This window comes from Streptomyces sp. NBC_01471 (assembly GCF_041438865.1).
Classification (GTDB): Bacteria; Actinomycetota; Actinomycetes; order Streptomycetales; family Streptomycetaceae; genus Streptomyces.
The window spans coordinates 6869248-6883985 of record NZ_CP109450.1 but is presented as its reverse complement, the minus strand read 5'-3'; the positions used below and the strand labels follow the sequence as shown (position 1 = coordinate 6883985).

The window sequence follows — 14738 nt, the reverse complement described above, 5'->3', positions numbered from 1 at the left end:
GAACAGTGGGGCAACTATCCCGGCTTCCGACGCGTTTCTGCCAGTGATTCGCCTCGCGTCCTGCCACCAATATTGGTATCGACCACTGGCGTGACCTGCGGTGCCGCCAACTGCTCCTAGGCTGGCCCCATGGATGACCTCGACCGTCTCGCCGCCGCGATCCGTGCACGGCCCGTCTCCTGCGGGCCGGTTCGGCTGATCGCCGTCGACGGCCACGCGGGCTCGGGGAAGAGCACGTTCTCGGCCAAGCTCGCCGAAGCCCTGGACGGCGCGCCCGTACTCCATCTGGATGATCTCGCCACCCACGAGGAGCTGTTCGACTGGTCCGGGCGGCTGCGCGCGCAGGTGGTCGAGCCGTTCACCCGCGGCGAGGCCGCCCGGTACGCGCCGTACGACTGGACGCTGCGCCGCTTCGGCCCGGAGCGGACCATCGACGCCACTGACGTCGTCATTGTCGAGGGGGTGGGAGCGGGCCGCCGGGCCCTGCGCCCGTATCTCGCCCGGCTGCTCTGGATGGACCGGGACGCGGCCACGTCCTGGGCGCGGGGCCGGCACCGCGACGGACCGGCGCTGACGGGCTTCTGGGACGGCTGGACGGCGGCGGAGACCCGGCACTTCGCCGGGGACCCTTCCCGGCCATTCGCGGATCTGCTGGTACGCGAGTGCCAGCAGGGTTACGCGTGGTTCCGGGCCCCGTCAGTGACCGCGTGAGCGATCCACTTGGTCACTCATAGTCATGGCCTCTCCGCAGGACCGGCACCCGGCGGAAAACCGCCCTTCGAGTCCCTCAACTCCGCTTGACCCAGGGCCCGTACAGGTCTTACGTTCTCAATGTGCGGCTTTTCGAAGCCGCCGCAGACGCGAAGCCCCCGGTTGTTCCCCCGTGATCGGGGGCTTCGTTCTGCCCACTCCCTCCCCAACCGGACGCCTCCCCTCTCTGATTGCTCACCCTCGGTCACCGTGAGCGAGCCCCTCTCCCGGGGCAGCCAGTGCTCCGGCACCCTTCGGTACCGGGCCTCTGCGCAGGTACGATGCCCTTCGGGCGGCACCGGTCAATTCCCGTCCGCTGCACAGCGGTTCACAGGTCGCCGGACGCCGAGTCCGGCGGCACGGTACGGGGGCACGGTCTGTGGGGGACGTGATGGATTTCGGCACGCAGGGCTCGCACGCCCCGGCCGATCTCGCCTGGCTGCGGGGCGTGGACGCCTACACGATGGGGGCGTACCCACAGGCGGAGGAGGAGTTCCGGGCCGCGGTGCGGCTCGATCCGGGGATGGCGGACGGCTGGCTCGGACTGCACGCGCTGCGGGTGGACACCACCACCGCCTTGCTCCGGATGTTCCGGCACCGGGAGCGGTTCGGCGAGCAGCGCGGCAGACTGCGCCGCACCCTCAACTCCTGGTACTGGCTGGGCTGGTGGGTGCAGCCGGTGCTGGAGAGCCCGCGCGATCTGCTCCTCGCGCACGCCTCGCACTGGCTGGACGGCCGCCACGTGCCGGAGCTGGACCGGGCACTGGCGGGGCTGCCGCCCGTCGACACCGACCCGCAGGTGCGGTTCCTGCACGCGTGCCGCGCCTACCTCGCCAAGGACTGGGAACGGCTGGTGCGGTACACCGCCTCGCTGGTCGACGATCCGGTCCTGGGGATCGAGGCGGGGCTGTTCGGCGGGATGGCGCGGGTGCGTCTGGAGATGTACGGGCAGGCGGAACCGCTCCTCTCGGCGGCGCTGATGCGCTGCCGCAGCGAGCAGCCGCAGCGCAAGGAGCTGCGCTACTGGCTCGCCCGCGCCCATGAGGGGACCGGGCGCAGCGCGGCGGCCCTGCCGCTGTACCGGGCGGTGCACCGGGTGGACCCCGCGTTCATGGACACCGCCGCCCGGCTGGCCGCGATCTCCGAGGGCGACGGCTTCGACGACGCGGTGGACTACGCGGCGGTCTCGCTGGCCGGGTTCGGCCAGGACGCCGTGGACGGACAGGCCGACGGTGCCTTCGTGGAGGGCGATCCGACCGAGGGGCGGGACCCCCGGCCCGGGAGCCCCGGGAGCCCCGGCGGCGATCCGCTCGGCGGCTCCGCCCCGCCCTCCGGCACGGTACGGGACCGGGATCCGTCTCCGGCCGAGCAGTTCCCGCCGGATCTGCCGGCCGGGCCCACCGATCCCGAACTGCTGGCGTGCGCACTGGACGAGCTGGAGCGCATGGTCGGCCTGGAGCCGGTGAAACGTCAGGTCAAGGCGCTGTCGGCGCAGCTCAACATGGCCCGGCTGCGGGCGGCCCAGGGGCTGCCCGTGCACCCGCCGAAGCGCCACTTCGTCTTCTCGGGCCCCTCGGGCACCGGCAAGACGACCGTCGCCCGCATCCTGGGCCGGGTGTTCTACGCGCTCGGGCTGCTCGGCGGCGACCATCTGATCGAGGCCCAGCGCGCCGATCTGGTGGGCGAGTTCCTGGGGCAGACCGCCGTGAAGGCGAACGAGCTGATCGACTCCGCGCTCGGCGGGGTGCTCTTCGTCGACGAGGCGTACAGCCTCTCCAACTCCGGCTACAGCAAGGGCGACGCCTACGGCGACGAGGCACTCCAGGTCCTGCTGAAACGGGCCGAGGACAACCGCGACCACCTGGTGGTCATCCTGGCCGGCTACCCCGAGGGAATGGACCGCCTCCTGGCCACCAACCCCGGGCTCTCCTCGCGCTTCACCTCGCGGGTCGACTTCCCGAGCTACCGGCCGCTGGAGCTGACCGCCATCGGTGAGGTACTGGCGACCGAGAACGGCGACGTGTGGGACGAGGAGTCGCTGGACGAGCTGCGCTCGATCGCCGGTCATGTGGTGGACCAGGGGTGGATCGACGAGCTGGGCAACGGCCGGTTCCTGCGCACGCTGTACGAGAAGAGCTGCGCGTACCGGGACCTGCGGCTGACCGGGTACGCGACCACCCCGGGCCGGGACGATCTGTCGACGCTGCGGCTGCCGGACCTGATGCAGGCGTACGGGGAGGTGCTCTCGGGGCGGGGACCGGTCGGCCGCGGGCAGCAGGAGCCACCGCTCTGACCGGTCCCCGCCCAGGAGGCACGGGCCCGGGACTACCCCGCCAGCGCCTGTTCGGTGCGGTCCGTGCGCGGCTCGGACACCCGCGTCACCCGGGGTGCCGGGGCTTCCCGGTGCGCCGGGTCCCGTACCTCACCGACCAGCTTCTCCAGCACGTCCTCCAGCGCCACCAGACCGAGCACCTTCCCCGATGCGTCGGCGACCTGGGCCAGATGGGTGGCCGCGCGCCGCATCACGGTCAGCGCGTCGTCGAGGGGCAGCTCCGCGCGGAGCGTCGCCATCGGGCGCCAGACCTGCTGAGGGACGGCGCGTTCCCGGTCCTCCAGGTCGAGCACGTCCTTGACGTGCAGATAGCCCATGAAGGCGCCGCTGTCCGCGCAGACGGGGAAGCGCGAGTAGCCGGTGCGCACGGTCAGCTCCTCGATCCGCAGGGGCGTGACCGAGGGGGCGACCGTGATCAGGTCGGCGCGGGCGATCAGCACGTCCGCGATCGGCCTGCTGCCCAGTTCCAGCGCGTCCTCCAGGCGCTCCTGCGCCTCGGAGTCCAGCAGACCGGCCTGGCCCGAGTCCTCGACGAGCCGGTTCAGCTGCTCACTGGTGAAGACCGCCTCGACCTCGTCCTTGGGCTCGACGCCGAAGGCCTTCAGCACCAGCCGGGCGCAGGCCCCGAGCGCGACGGTCACCGGGCGGCAGAGCCGGGCGAAGCCGACAAGACCGGGGCTGAGCCACAGGGCGGTCTTCTCGGGTGCGGCCATGGCGAGGTTCTTCGGGACCATCTCGCCGATGACCAGGTGCAGCGAGACCACGAGGGCGAGGGCGATCGCGTACCCCAGCGGATGGACGAGACCGCCGGGCAGCCGGACCGCCTGGAAGACCGGTTCGAGCAGGTGGGCGACGGTCGGTTCGGCGACGGCGCCCAGCGTGAGCGAGCAGACGGTGATGCCGAACTGCGCGGCCGCCATCATCCGCGGCAGGTTCTCCAGGCCGTACAGCACCTTGCGGGCCCGTGCGGAGCCCTCGGCGGCCAGTGGCTCGACCTGGCTGCGGCGTACCGAGACGAGTGCGAACTCGGCGCCGACGAAGAAGCCGTTGGCGAGCACCAGGGCGGCGGCGAAGAGGAGCTGGAGGAAGCTCATCGCACACCCTCCATGACCGGGGCGGGCACCTCGGCGGTGCGGACGAGCCGCACCCTCTCGGCGCGGTAGCGCTCGACCCTGCGGACCGAGAGCCGCCAGCCGGGCAGTTCGGCCCGGTCACCGGGGGCGGGGATGCGTCCCAGCAGGTCGGCGACGAGGCCGGCGACGGTCTCGTACGGGCCCTCGGGGACCTCAAGACCTATCCGCCGCAGGGTGAGGACCCGGCAGCTGCCGTCGGCCTCCCAGGCGGGGTTTCCGTCCTCGGCGGGGGCCGGGGACAGCTCGGGGCGGTCGGCGTCGGCGCCGTCGTGCTCGTCCCTGACCTCCCCGACCAGCTCCTCGATGATGTCCTCCAGGGTGACGACTCCGGCGGTGCCGCCGTACTCGTCCACCACCACCGCGATCGGCTGCTCGGTGCGCAGCCGCTCCAGGAGCTGCTGCACGGGCAGGGTCTCGGGCACCAGGAGCGGTGCGACGGCGACCCGTCCCACCGAGGTCCGGTGCCTGTCCTGGACCGCCACGGCCAGTGCGTCCTTCAGATGGACCATGCCGACGACCTCGTCGATGCGCTCCCGGTAGACGGGGAAGCGGGAGAGGCCGGTGGCACGGGTGAGGTTCAGTACGTCGGCCGCCGTCGCCGACGACTGGAGTGCGCTGACCTTCACCCGGGGGGTCATGACGTGCTGGGCGGTGAGTCCGGCCAGCGAGAGGGTCCGTACGAAGAGATCCGCGGTGTCCTGTTCCAGCGTGCCGGCCTGTGCCGAGTGGCGGGCCAGCGAGACGAGTTCGCCGGGGGTGCGGGCCGAGGCCAGTTCGTCGGCGGGCTCGACACCGAGCGCCCGGACCAGCCGGTTGGCGACGGTGTTCAGCAGCGTGATCACCGGCCGGAAGGCGGTCGAGAAGAGGTGCTGGGGACCGGCGACGAAGCCGGCCACCTGGAGCGGCCTGGACACCGCCCAGTTCTTCGGGACCAGTTCGCCGAGCACCATCTGCACGGCGGCGGCGAGCATCATGCCGAGCACCACGCTGATCCCGGACACGGCCCCTTCGGGCAGTCCGGTGGCGGTGAGCGGTCCGGCGAGCAGCTGCGCCAGCGCGGGCTCGGCGAGCATGCCGACCACCAGCGAGGTGATGGTGATGCCGAGCTGGGTGCCGGAGAGCTGGAAGGAGAGTTCCCGCAGGGCCCGCACGACGGTGCGGGCCCGCCGGTCGCCGTCGGCGGCGGCGCGTTCGGCGTCCGGCCGCTCCACGGTGACGAGGCCGAATTCGGCCGCGACGAAGAATCCGTTGGCGAGGATCAGAAGGAAGGCCGCTCCGAGGAGCAGAAGGGGAATGGTCATGCCGCCGCCTCCAGGAGGGGGGCGGCGCACGTACTACCGGATGATCCGTCCATTGCTGGAAGGAATCACTCCTCATGTCGCAGGGGTGCCCCGCGGACCACGGGGGTCACAGGATGCGGGGCGGGGCGCACCTGGCGCCCCGCCCCAGAGTAATCAAACAGCGGCCCGATGCGTCAGTGGCTCAGCCGCCGCACCCGTCCGGCGGGCGGGCCGCGCTACCCCTCCGGCGTACTCCGCTCGGTGGCGGCGGGGCCCCGTGCGTCGGCGAGGGCGCGCAGGGCGCGGGCGTCGCGGATGGCCTGGGCCTTGCCGATACCGGGCTGGATACCGAGGGCGGGGAGGCTGGTGCCGTCGCTGAGGTCGAGGAAGACCCAGGCGTCACCGGGGCGCAGATTGACGTGCAGGATCTCCGGCCAGGCCAGCCGGCGCCTGGATGTGAGATTGACGACGGTGACGCCGTCCTCGTCCGCGATGACCTTGGGGCGGCTGAGCAGCGCCAGCACCCCGAAGAAGACCGCCGCGGTGAAGATGAACGAGACGCGCTCACCCGGGGTCAGGGTCTCCAGCATCAGGGAGACGACGGTGAGGACGACGAACATGGCCGTCCCCACGCTCAGCAGCACCACCCTGGTACGGGTCGGCCTGAAGGTGACCGGGAGGGCCGGGTGTTCGGGGGCGGTCATGTTCCGTGCGTCCTTCGTGCTGGTCAGAGACGGCAGGCGTGGATGGCCGTGGTGAGGATTGCGCGGGCGCCGAGTGCGTAGAGGTCGTCCATGATCCGCTGGGCCTCCTTGGCCGCGACCATCGAGCGGACGGCGACCCACCCCTCGTGGTGCAGCGGGGAGATGGTCGGCGACTCCAGGCCGGGGGTGAGGGCCACGGCCTGCTCCAGGTACTCGACCCGGCAGTCGTAGTCCATCATCACGTAGCTCCGTGCCACCAGGACGCCCTGGAGGCGGCGCAGGAACTGCTGCACCTTGGGCTCGTCGGCATCGGCGCCGATCCGGCGGATGACGACGGCCTCGGACTTCATGATCGGCTCGCCGATGACTTCGAGTCCGGCGTTCCGCAGCGAGGTGCCGGTCTCCACGACGTCCGCGATGACCTGGGCGACACCCAGCTCGATGGCCGTCTCGACGGCGCCGTCGAGGTGGACGACGGAGGCGTCGACGCCCTGGTCGGCGAGCGCCTTGGCGACGATTCCCTCGTACGAGGTCGCGATCGTCATGCCGCCGAAGTCCTCCGGCCCCTTCGCGGTGCCGGGCTTGGTGGCGTACCGGAAGGTCGAGCGGGCGAAGCCGAGCTGGAGGATCTCCTCCGCCTCGGCGCCGGAGTCCAGCAGCAGGTCGCGGCCGGTGATGCCGATGTCGAGCTTGCCGGAGCTGACGTAGATCGCGATGTCGCGCGGGCGGAGGTAGAAGAACTCGACCTGGTTCTCCGGGTCGACGAGGACGAGTTCCTTGGACTCCTTGCGCTGCTGGTAGCCGGCCTCATGGAGCATCGCCATCGCAGGCCCGGAGAGAGAACCCTTGTTGGGGACGGCGATGCGCAGCATGAGGTCGGCTTCCTTCGTGCGGAGTGGCGGGGTGCTGGATGTCTGGCGGTACGGAGAGCGTGCCGGCCGTGCGGAAGAGCACGGGGCGTGCGGCGGTTGCTCAGAGATGGGCGTAGACGTCGTCGAGTGAGATCCCGCGGGCGACCATCATCACCTGGACGTGGTACAGCAGCTGCGAGATCTCCTCGGCGGCGGCTTCCTTGCCCTCGTGCTCGGCTGCCATCCACACCTCGGCTGCCTCCTCGACGACCTTCTTGCCGATGGCATGCACGCCCTTGCCCACCAGTTCGGCGGTACGGGAGGTGGAGGGGTCGCCGTTGGCGGCCTTGAGCTGGAGCTCGGAGAAGAGCTCTTCGAAGGTTTTGTTCGCCATGATGCTGCTAAGAGTACGGGGTCGCGGTCTCCACTCAGCGCCAGGGTTCGCTGACCGTGCGCAGTGTGGTCGCGGTGGCGACGGCCGCGGTGACCGCTTCGTGCCCCTTGTCCTCGTTGGAGCCCTCGATGCCGGCCCGGTCGAGCGCCTGCTCCTCGGTGTCGCAGGTCAGCACGCCGAAGCCGATCGGGACGCCGGTCTCGACCGAGACCTGGGTGAGGCCGCCCGTGACGCCCTGGCAGACGTAGTCGAAGTGCGGGGTGCCGCCCCTGATGACCACGCCGAGAGCGACGATCGCGTCGTAGCCGCGGCCCGCGAGGACCTTGGCGACCACCGGGAGTTCGAAGCTGCCAGGGACCCGCAGCAGGGTCGGTTCGTCGATGCCCAGCTCGCCCAGGGCGCGCAGCGCACCGTCGACGAGGCCGTCCATGACCTTCTCGTGCCACTGGGCCGCGATGACGGCCACGCGCAGGTCGCCGCAGTTCTTCACGGTGAGTTCGGGTGCGCCCTTGCCGCTCATGTCTGTCTCTCCTCGTGCTTCTCGGACCGGCTGGTCCTGTCGTTGGTCCGGTTCTACTGGTTGCCGCAGGCGGACGCGGTCTCCAGCCAGGGCAGGTCGTGTCCCATCCGGTCCCGCTTGGTGCGCAGGTACCGGAGGTTGTGCTCGCCCGCCTGGACGGGCATGGCCTCCCGGCCGGTGACGTCCAGCCCGTGCCGGACCAGGGCGGCGGTCTTCTCCGGGTTGTTGGTCATCAGCCGCAGGCTGTGCACCCCGAGGTCCGCCAGGATCTGCGCTCCGGCGCCGTAGTCACGGGCGTCGGCGGGCAGCCCCAGTTCCAGGTTGGCGTCCAGGGTGTCGCGGCCGCGCTCCTGGAGCTCGTAGGCGCGCAGCTTGGACAGCAGTCCGATGCCGCGGCCCTCGTGGCCGCGCAGGTAGACGACGACGCCGCGGCCCTCGGTCGTGATGCGCTCCATGGAGGCTTCCAGCTGGGGGCCGCAGTCGCAGCGCAGCGAGTGGAAGATGTCGCCGGTGAGGCACTCGGAGTGGATCCGCACCAGGACGTCGTCGCCGTCCCCGATCTCCCCGTGGACCAGGGCGACGTGCTCGATGCCGTCGGCGACTGAGCGGTAGCCGTACGCGGTGAACTCGCCGTAGGCGGTGGGGAGGCGGACGGTCGCCTCGCGGCGGACCCGCGGTTCGGAGCTGCGGCGGTAGGCGATCAGGTCCTCGATGGAGATGATCGTGAGGCCGTGCTTGCGTGCGAAGGGGACCAGTTCGGGCAGCCGCAGCATCACCCCGTCCTCCCCCGCGATCTCGACGATCGCGCCGGCCGGGCGCAGACCGGCGAGCCGGGCGAGGTCGACGGCCGCCTCGGTGTGCCCGTTGCGTACGAGCACACCGCCGGGCTTGGCCCGCAGCGGGAAGACGTGCCCGGGACGCACGAAGTCCCCGGCGCCGGCCCGGCCGTCGGCGAGCAGCCGCAGGGTGGTCGCGCGGTCGGCGGCGGAGATGCCGGTGGTGACCCCGTGCGCGGTACTCGCGTCGACGGAGACGGTGAAGGCCGTCTTCATCGACTCGGTGTTGTTCTCGACCATCTGCGGGAGGTCGAGCCGGGCCAGCTCGTCGCCCTCCATGGGTGCGCAGATCAGCCCCCGGCACTCGCTCATCATGAACGCGACGATCTCGGGGGTCGCCTTCTCGGCCGCGATGACGAGGTCGCCCTCGTTCTCGCGGTCCTCGTCGTCGACGACCACCACGGGCCGGCCCGCCGCGATGTCGCGTACGGCCTGTTCCACGGGGTCGAGGGAGAGGTCCTCGGCGTTGTCGGTCGAGTACCAGACGGGCTCGGCAGTCATGCTGCTGCTCCTTCCAGGGCGGGCTCGGCGCTCCTGCGGGAGCGGAGCCACCAGTCGCGCAGGCCCCAGAGGACGAGCGCGAAGTAGACCACGTAGACCAGGCCGGAGAAGGCCAGGCCGCTGTGGAAGGCGAGGGGGACGCCGACGAGGTCGACGAGCAGCCACGCGAACCAGAATTCGACGAGACCGCGCGCCTGGGCGACCATCGCGACCAGGGTGCCGACGAATATGTAGGCGTCGGCCCACGGGCTCCAGGAGAGCGAGGGGACGGCCAGGAAGAGAGCGGCGACGGCGACGGTGCCGACGGCGGCGCCCGCGAGCAGCAGCCCGCGCTCGCGCCAGGTCGCGAACCGCACGGCGATGCTGCCGTCCTGGGCCTGCTGCCTGCCCCGGGTCCACGCCCGCCAGCCCCAGAGGGCCACCCCGATGACCAGCAGCTGTTTGCCGACCCCGCCGCTGAGGTGGGCGGAGGAGTACGCGGCGACGAGGATGACGCCGGACAGCAACTGTGCGGGCCAGGTCAGGATGGAGCGGCGCCAGCCGAGGGCGAGCGCGATCAGCCCGATGGTGTTGCCGGTCATGTCGGACCACAGGATGTGCTGGCCGACGACGGTGAACGCCTCGGTGTTCAGCCAGGTCAGTGCGCTCACTTCAGCGGCCCTCCGGTCTCGGGTGTGGCCCGGGTGCCGTCCGCGCCGAGCAGCCGCTCGACGTACTTGGCGAGTACGTCCACTTCGAGGTTGACGGGGTCGCCCGCCTGCTTGATGCCGAGGGTGGTCATGGCGAGGGTGGTGGGGATGAGGCTGATGGTGAAGTAGTCGGGTCCGGCGTCCACGACGGTGAGGCTGACCCCGTCCACGGTGATGGAGCCCTTCTCCACGACGTACCGGGAGAGGTCCGCCGGGAGCGAGATCTTCACGATCTCCCAGTGGTCGGACGGCCTGCGTTCGACGACCGTGCCGGTGCCGTCCACATGGCCCTGGACGAGGTGTCCGCCGAGCCGGCCGCCGAGCGCCATGGGGCGTTCGAGGTTGACCCGGGAGCCGACGGCGAGCGCGCCGAGGCTGGAGCGGTTGAGTGTCTCGGCCATGACATCGGCGGTGAACTCTCCGCCGCCGGAGTCGACCACGGTGAGACAGACGCCGTTCACGGCGATGGAGTCGCCGTGCTTGGCGTCCTTGGTCACGACCGGTCCGCGCAGGCGGAAGCGGGAGGCGTCGCCGAGGTTCTCGACGGCGGTGACCTCACCCAGTTCTTCGACGATTCCGGTGAACACGGCGCTCAGCGCTCCTTCGGGGTGGCGGTGATCCGCAGATCGGGGCCGATGCGGACGGTCTCGGTGACGTCGAGTCGCAACGCGTCGGTGATGGTGGTGATTCCGGCGTCGGCGAGGGCCGCGGGGCCGGCGCCGAGGAGGACAGGGGCGAGATAGCCGACGACCCGGTCGACGGCGCCCGCGGCGACGAAGGAACCGGCCAGCGTCGGCCCCCCTTCGAGGAGCACGGAGCGGACACCGCGCGCGTACAGCTCGGCGAGCAGGGCACCGACGGCGATGCCCGTCCCGTCGTACGGCAGGTGTGCCACCTCGGCGCTCCCCGGGAGCGGGGGCGCGGTGACGCCCTCGCCGACGACGACCAGCGTCGGTGCCGCGTCGTCCAGGACCCGGGCGGTGGGGGTGAGGGAGCGGGCGCGGGTGTCCAGGACCACCCGCAGCGGCTGGGTGGCGCCCTCGATGCCGCGGACGGCGAGGTGCGGGTCGTCGGCGCGCAGGGTTCCCGAGCCGGCCAGGACGGCGTCGGACTCGGCGCGCAGCCGGTGGACGTCGGCGCGGGACTCTGCCGAGGTGATCCAGCGGCTCGTCCCGTCGGCCGCGGCGGTGCGGCCGTCGAGCGTCGCCGCGTACTTCCAGGTCACGTGGGGGCGGCCGAGCCGCACCGAGGTGAGCCAGGCGGCGTTGCCCGCTGCGGCCTCGGCGGCGAGTACGCCCGCCGTCACCGCGATCCCGGCCGCACGCAGGGTGTCGGCGCCACCGGTGGCCTGCGGGTTGGGATCTCCGACCGCGTACACCACGCGGGCGACACCCGCGTCGATGAGTGCCTGGGAGCAGGGTCCGGTGCGGCCGGTGTGGTTGCAGGGTTCGAGCGTGACGTACGCGGTGCCGCCGCGCGCTCTGTCACCTGCCGCCGCGAGTGCGTTGACCTCGGCGTGCGGACCGCCGGCCCGCTGGTGGAAGCCTTCGCCTGCCGTCCCGCCCGACGCGTCGAGAATGACGCAGCCGACGACGGGGTTGGGGCTGGTGGATCCGAGTCCGCGCGCCGCGAGCGCGATGGCTCGGCGCATGGCGTCGATCGCCTGCGGCGATGGAACGGCTGCGGTGGCCACCGGGTCCTCCTGCCTCTTCGGGCACGGACTCCGGGGCCTGTCGATGACGACAGAGAGCGGGACCACACAGGGACGCCGGGGCCGGAGAAGCGGCTGTGTGCTGAGAATCCAGACGACACACGCCACCGGCTACGACGTACCAATACGGCCCGCCGCGCACTGCCTCCCATCCGGACTTTCACCGTCGGTCCAGGAATTACACCTGGTCAACCGCCCGCTGGATGCGGACGGGTCGCGGACTATAACCGCCGGTTCGGAATTACACCGACCCCGGAGTGCGCTGCTGCTGGTACAGGACAAGTCTGCCACGTCCGGCCGTCGGCCATGCGGGCGATCCGATGTGGCCTGGCTCACAGGCGTTGCGACCGTCCGGTCACAGCGCGTGCCGGGACCGTTCAGCCACCGAACAGATCGTCCTGTGCCGCGTCCCGTGCGGTGAGCAGTGCGCCGTGCAGCACCGCCGCGCCGCCGAGCGTTCCGGCGCGCACCTCGGTACGCAGCGGGGAGAGCGCCGCCAGGTGCCGTTCCACCCGGGCCGCGAGGTCCGCACCCCCCGCCTGGCCGATCTCGCCGCCCAGCACCACGCAGCCCGGATCGACCACGGCGGCGACGGCGGCGGCCCCGACGGCGATGTACCGGGCCAGCGCCTCCAGGAAGTCCTCGCCGCGCCGGCCCGCCGACGGGGCGGCCCGTACAGCGGCGGCCGCCGCAGGCTCCTGCGGCTCCGGCACCGCCGTGACGGCGTGCTCGGCGGCGAGCGCGCAGATCGCGGCGCTGCCGGCCAGGCCGTGGAACCCGTCGCCGCAGTCGGTGGCCGACGGGAGCCCGCTGCCGGGCACCGGGAGGAAGCCGATCTCCCCCGCGCCGCCCGACGCGCCCCGGCGCAGTTTCCCTTCGAGGACGAGGGCGGCGCCGACGCCGGCGCCGAGCCAGAGCAGGACGAAGGTGTCGAGGCCGCGGGCCGCACCGGTCCGCTGCTCGGCGAGAGCGGCGAGATTGGTCTCGTTCTCCACCAGGACCGTGGCGGGCACCCGCTGCTGGAGCACCGAGACCAGACTGCGGTGCCAGGCGGGCAGACCGCTGCTGTTGCGGAGTTCGCCGGTGGCCGGGTCGATGAGGCCCGGGGCGCCGATCCCGACGCTGTGCAGGCGGACGGCGCCGGCCGTCCGCACGGTGCGCTCCAGCAGGGCGGCCGCCTCCTCCACGGCATCGGCCGGGCCGGGTCCCGTGCCGTGGCCGACGGGCAGCGTGGCCTCGGCCAGCACCGCGCCGAGCAGGTCGGTGACGACCACGGCGACGCTCCCCGTCCGTACGTCGAGTGCCGCCAGGTGCGCACGGTCGGCCACGATCCCGTACAGCCGGGCGTTCGGACCGCGGCGCGCCGCGCCCGCCTCACCGACGACGGAGACCAGCCCGGCCGCCTGCAACCGGTCCACGAGGTCGGCGACGCTCGGCCGGGAGAGACCGGTGAGCGTCTTGAGCTGCCCTGCCGTCAACGGGCCCTCCGCCTGGAGCAGATCGAGGGCGATGCGGTCGTTGACGGCCCGAGCGGTGATCGAGGATGCGGGCATGCCGGGATCCTTCCAGATCTATTTATCAGGCAGGTTGCCTGATAGTTTACGGCCCGGCCCCGGCACCAAGCGGCACCGGGAGCCGCATCAGGGGTACGGGACAGCAGCACGACGCTCGGGGAGGGCGCATGACCGGCGAGACGGACTTCAGTCTGCGGAGGGTGAAACGGGCGCGGTATGCCCTGGCTGCCGTGTTCTGCGTCCATGGCGCGGTGACCGGCAGCTTCGCGACCCGCGTCCCGTGGATCCAGGAACACACCGGGGTGAGCGCGGGCCAGCTCGGCCTGGCGCTGGCCTTCCCGGCGATCGGGGCGTCGTTGCTGATGCCGGTCTCCGGTGCGATCGCCCACCGGTTCGGGGCACGCAACGCGCTGCGCGGGCTGCTCGCGCTCTGGACCCTGGCGCTCGCGCTGCCCGCGTTCGCCCCGAACCTGCTCACGCTCTGCGCCGCGCTGTGCTTCTACGGCGCCGCGGCCGGCATGTCGGACGTGACGATGAACGCGCTGGGGGTCGAGACCGAGAACCGGCTCGGCAGATCCATCATGTCCGGGCTGCACGGCATGTGGAGCGCGGGCGCGCTGATCGGGTCGGCAGCCGGCACGCTCGCCGCCCACCTGGGCGGCGACGCCCGGCTCCACCACTGCATCGCCGCCGCGTCCCTCACCGTGCTGGGGTTCGCCGCCTGCCAGGGAGTGCTCGACCTGCGGAGCACGGCGGAGGAGGCGCCGCCGCCGCGCTTCGCGCTGCCGCCGAAATCAGCACTGGTCATCGGCGCTGTCGGCTTCTGCGCGGTCTTCGCCGAGGGCGCGAGCCTCGACTGGTCGGCGGTCTTCCTGCGGGACACGCTGGACACGTCGGCGGGCGTCGCCGCCGGATCCACCACCGCCTTCTCCCTCACCATGGCGGTGGCCAGGATCGCCGGGGACCGGGTGGTCGACCGCTTCGGCGCGGTACGGACGGTGCGCGCGGGCGGGGTCCTGGCCACGCTGGGCGGGCTGCTGGTCGTACTGGCCTCCAGCCCCTATGCGGCGATGGGTGGTTTCGCGCTGATCGGGCTCGGGGTCGCTGTCGTCGTCCCGCTGGCCTTCGCGGCGGCCGGGCGGAGCGGCCCCAACCCCAGCCAGGCCATCGCGGGCGTCGCCACCATCACGTACACCTCGGGGCTCATCGCGCCGTCGGCGATCGGCGGGATCGCCAACGCGACCTCACTGGTGGGCTCTTTCATCCTGGTGACGGTGCTGGCGTTCGGCCTGGTACTGGCCGCGGGCGTGCTGCGCTCGGCGCGCCGGGTGGTGGCGGGGACCGGGGCGGCCGCGGCGGAGCAGGGGGCCCGCGACCCCGGCGCCGCGGGCCCGGCCTGATCCGGACGGCCCGGGAGCTCCGGCCGAGGGGCCCAGCGCCCGAGGTTGTCCCCCGGCAGGGACGTGCCCCCTCGGCCGGGACGGCAAGCGGCTCCGGTCCGGCGATGCCCCGGATCGGAGCCG

General features: G+C 72.2%; 14 protein-coding genes and 1 riboswitch. Of the genes, 3 read left to right on the top strand and 11 right to left on the bottom strand.

Annotated elements, in window-relative coordinates:
* The first annotated feature begins 129 nt into the window (after positions 1–129).
* Together OG285_RS30905 and OG285_RS30900 are read left to right on the top strand one after the other, a co-directional pair.
* The gene (locus tag OG285_RS30905) at positions 130–711 is read left to right on the top strand and encodes a hypothetical protein (protein WP_356829198.1); all 582 of its coding nucleotides are present in this window, start codon (positions 130–132) and stop codon (positions 709–711) included.
* Positions 712–1141: 430 nt separating this feature from the next.
* A complete protein-coding gene (locus OG285_RS30900) occupies positions 1142–3043 on the top strand; it encodes an AAA family ATPase (protein WP_356829200.1) in 1902 nt (633 codons plus the stop codon).
* A 32-nt stretch (positions 3044–3075) separates the two neighbouring features.
* Here the strand turns inward: OG285_RS30900 and OG285_RS30895 are convergent, their stop codons facing one another.
* From OG285_RS30895 to OG285_RS30845, 11 genes are all read right to left on the bottom strand, one after another.
* Positions 3076–4176 (bottom strand): hemolysin family protein, encoded by a 1101-nt coding sequence (locus tag OG285_RS30895; RefSeq protein ID WP_371792801.1) that lies wholly within the window; start codon positions 4174–4176, stop codon positions 3076–3078.
* Positions 4173–5516 carry a hemolysin family protein gene (locus OG285_RS30890; RefSeq protein ID WP_356829204.1) on the bottom strand — a complete coding sequence of 448 codons (1344 nt, stop codon included), beginning with the start codon at positions 5514–5516 and terminating at the stop codon, positions 4173–4175. The genes OG285_RS30895 and OG285_RS30890 overlap by 4 nt, the downstream gene beginning before the upstream one ends.
* Before the next feature lie 215 nt (positions 5517–5731).
* Positions 5732–6199: a PH domain-containing protein gene (locus OG285_RS30885; RefSeq protein WP_356829206.1), complete on the bottom strand. Its 468-nt coding sequence runs from the start codon at positions 6197–6199 to the stop codon at positions 5732–5734.
* A 23-nt stretch (positions 6200–6222) separates the two neighbouring features.
* Positions 6223–7071: an ATP phosphoribosyltransferase gene (hisG, locus tag OG285_RS30880; protein ID WP_356829208.1), complete on the bottom strand. Its 849-nt coding sequence runs from the start codon at positions 7069–7071 to the stop codon at positions 6223–6225.
* Between the two features lie 100 nt (positions 7072–7171).
* On the bottom strand, positions 7172–7444 hold the full coding sequence (locus tag OG285_RS30875) for a phosphoribosyl-ATP diphosphatase (RefSeq protein WP_164266345.1): 273 nt from the start codon (positions 7442–7444) through the stop codon (positions 7172–7174).
* A 34-nt stretch (positions 7445–7478) separates the two neighbouring features.
* The gene (gene ribH / locus OG285_RS30870; protein WP_356829211.1) at positions 7479–7964 is read right to left on the bottom strand and encodes a 6,7-dimethyl-8-ribityllumazine synthase; all 486 of its coding nucleotides are present in this window, start codon (positions 7962–7964) and stop codon (positions 7479–7481) included.
* A gap of 53 nt (positions 7965–8017) precedes the next feature.
* Positions 8018–9301, bottom strand: a complete 1284-nt coding sequence (locus OG285_RS30865) for a bifunctional 3,4-dihydroxy-2-butanone-4-phosphate synthase/GTP cyclohydrolase II (RefSeq protein WP_371792800.1) — start codon at positions 9299–9301, stop codon at positions 8018–8020.
* The gene (locus OG285_RS30860) at positions 9298–9951 is read right to left on the bottom strand and encodes a nicotinamide mononucleotide transporter family protein (RefSeq protein WP_356829215.1); all 654 of its coding nucleotides are present in this window, start codon (positions 9949–9951) and stop codon (positions 9298–9300) included. Before OG285_RS30860 ends, OG285_RS30865 begins: the two co-directional genes overlap by 4 nt.
* The gene (locus tag OG285_RS30855) at positions 9948–10577 is read right to left on the bottom strand and encodes a riboflavin synthase (RefSeq protein WP_371792799.1); all 630 of its coding nucleotides are present in this window, start codon (positions 10575–10577) and stop codon (positions 9948–9950) included. The genes OG285_RS30860 and OG285_RS30855 overlap by 4 nt, the downstream gene beginning before the upstream one ends.
* 5 nt (positions 10578–10582) lie before the next feature.
* Positions 10583–11641, bottom strand: a complete 1059-nt coding sequence (gene ribD, locus OG285_RS30850) for a bifunctional diaminohydroxyphosphoribosylaminopyrimidine deaminase/5-amino-6-(5-phosphoribosylamino)uracil reductase RibD (protein WP_371793656.1) — start codon at positions 11639–11641, stop codon at positions 10583–10585.
* Positions 11642–11835: 194 nt separating this feature from the next.
* Positions 11836–11966: riboswitch (FMN riboswitch) on the bottom strand.
* Positions 11967–12078: 112 nt separating this feature from the next.
* Complete coding sequence (locus OG285_RS30845; RefSeq protein WP_356829219.1) at positions 12079–13254, bottom strand: ROK family transcriptional regulator; 1176 nt, start codon at positions 13252–13254, stop codon at positions 12079–12081.
* A gap of 128 nt (positions 13255–13382) precedes the next feature.
* Between OG285_RS30845 and OG285_RS30840 the strand changes: the two genes are divergently transcribed.
* Positions 13383–14615, top strand: coding sequence for an MFS transporter (locus tag OG285_RS30840; RefSeq protein ID WP_371792798.1), 1233 nt, complete (start codon positions 13383–13385; stop codon positions 14613–14615).
* Positions 14616–14738 lie beyond the last annotated feature (123 nt).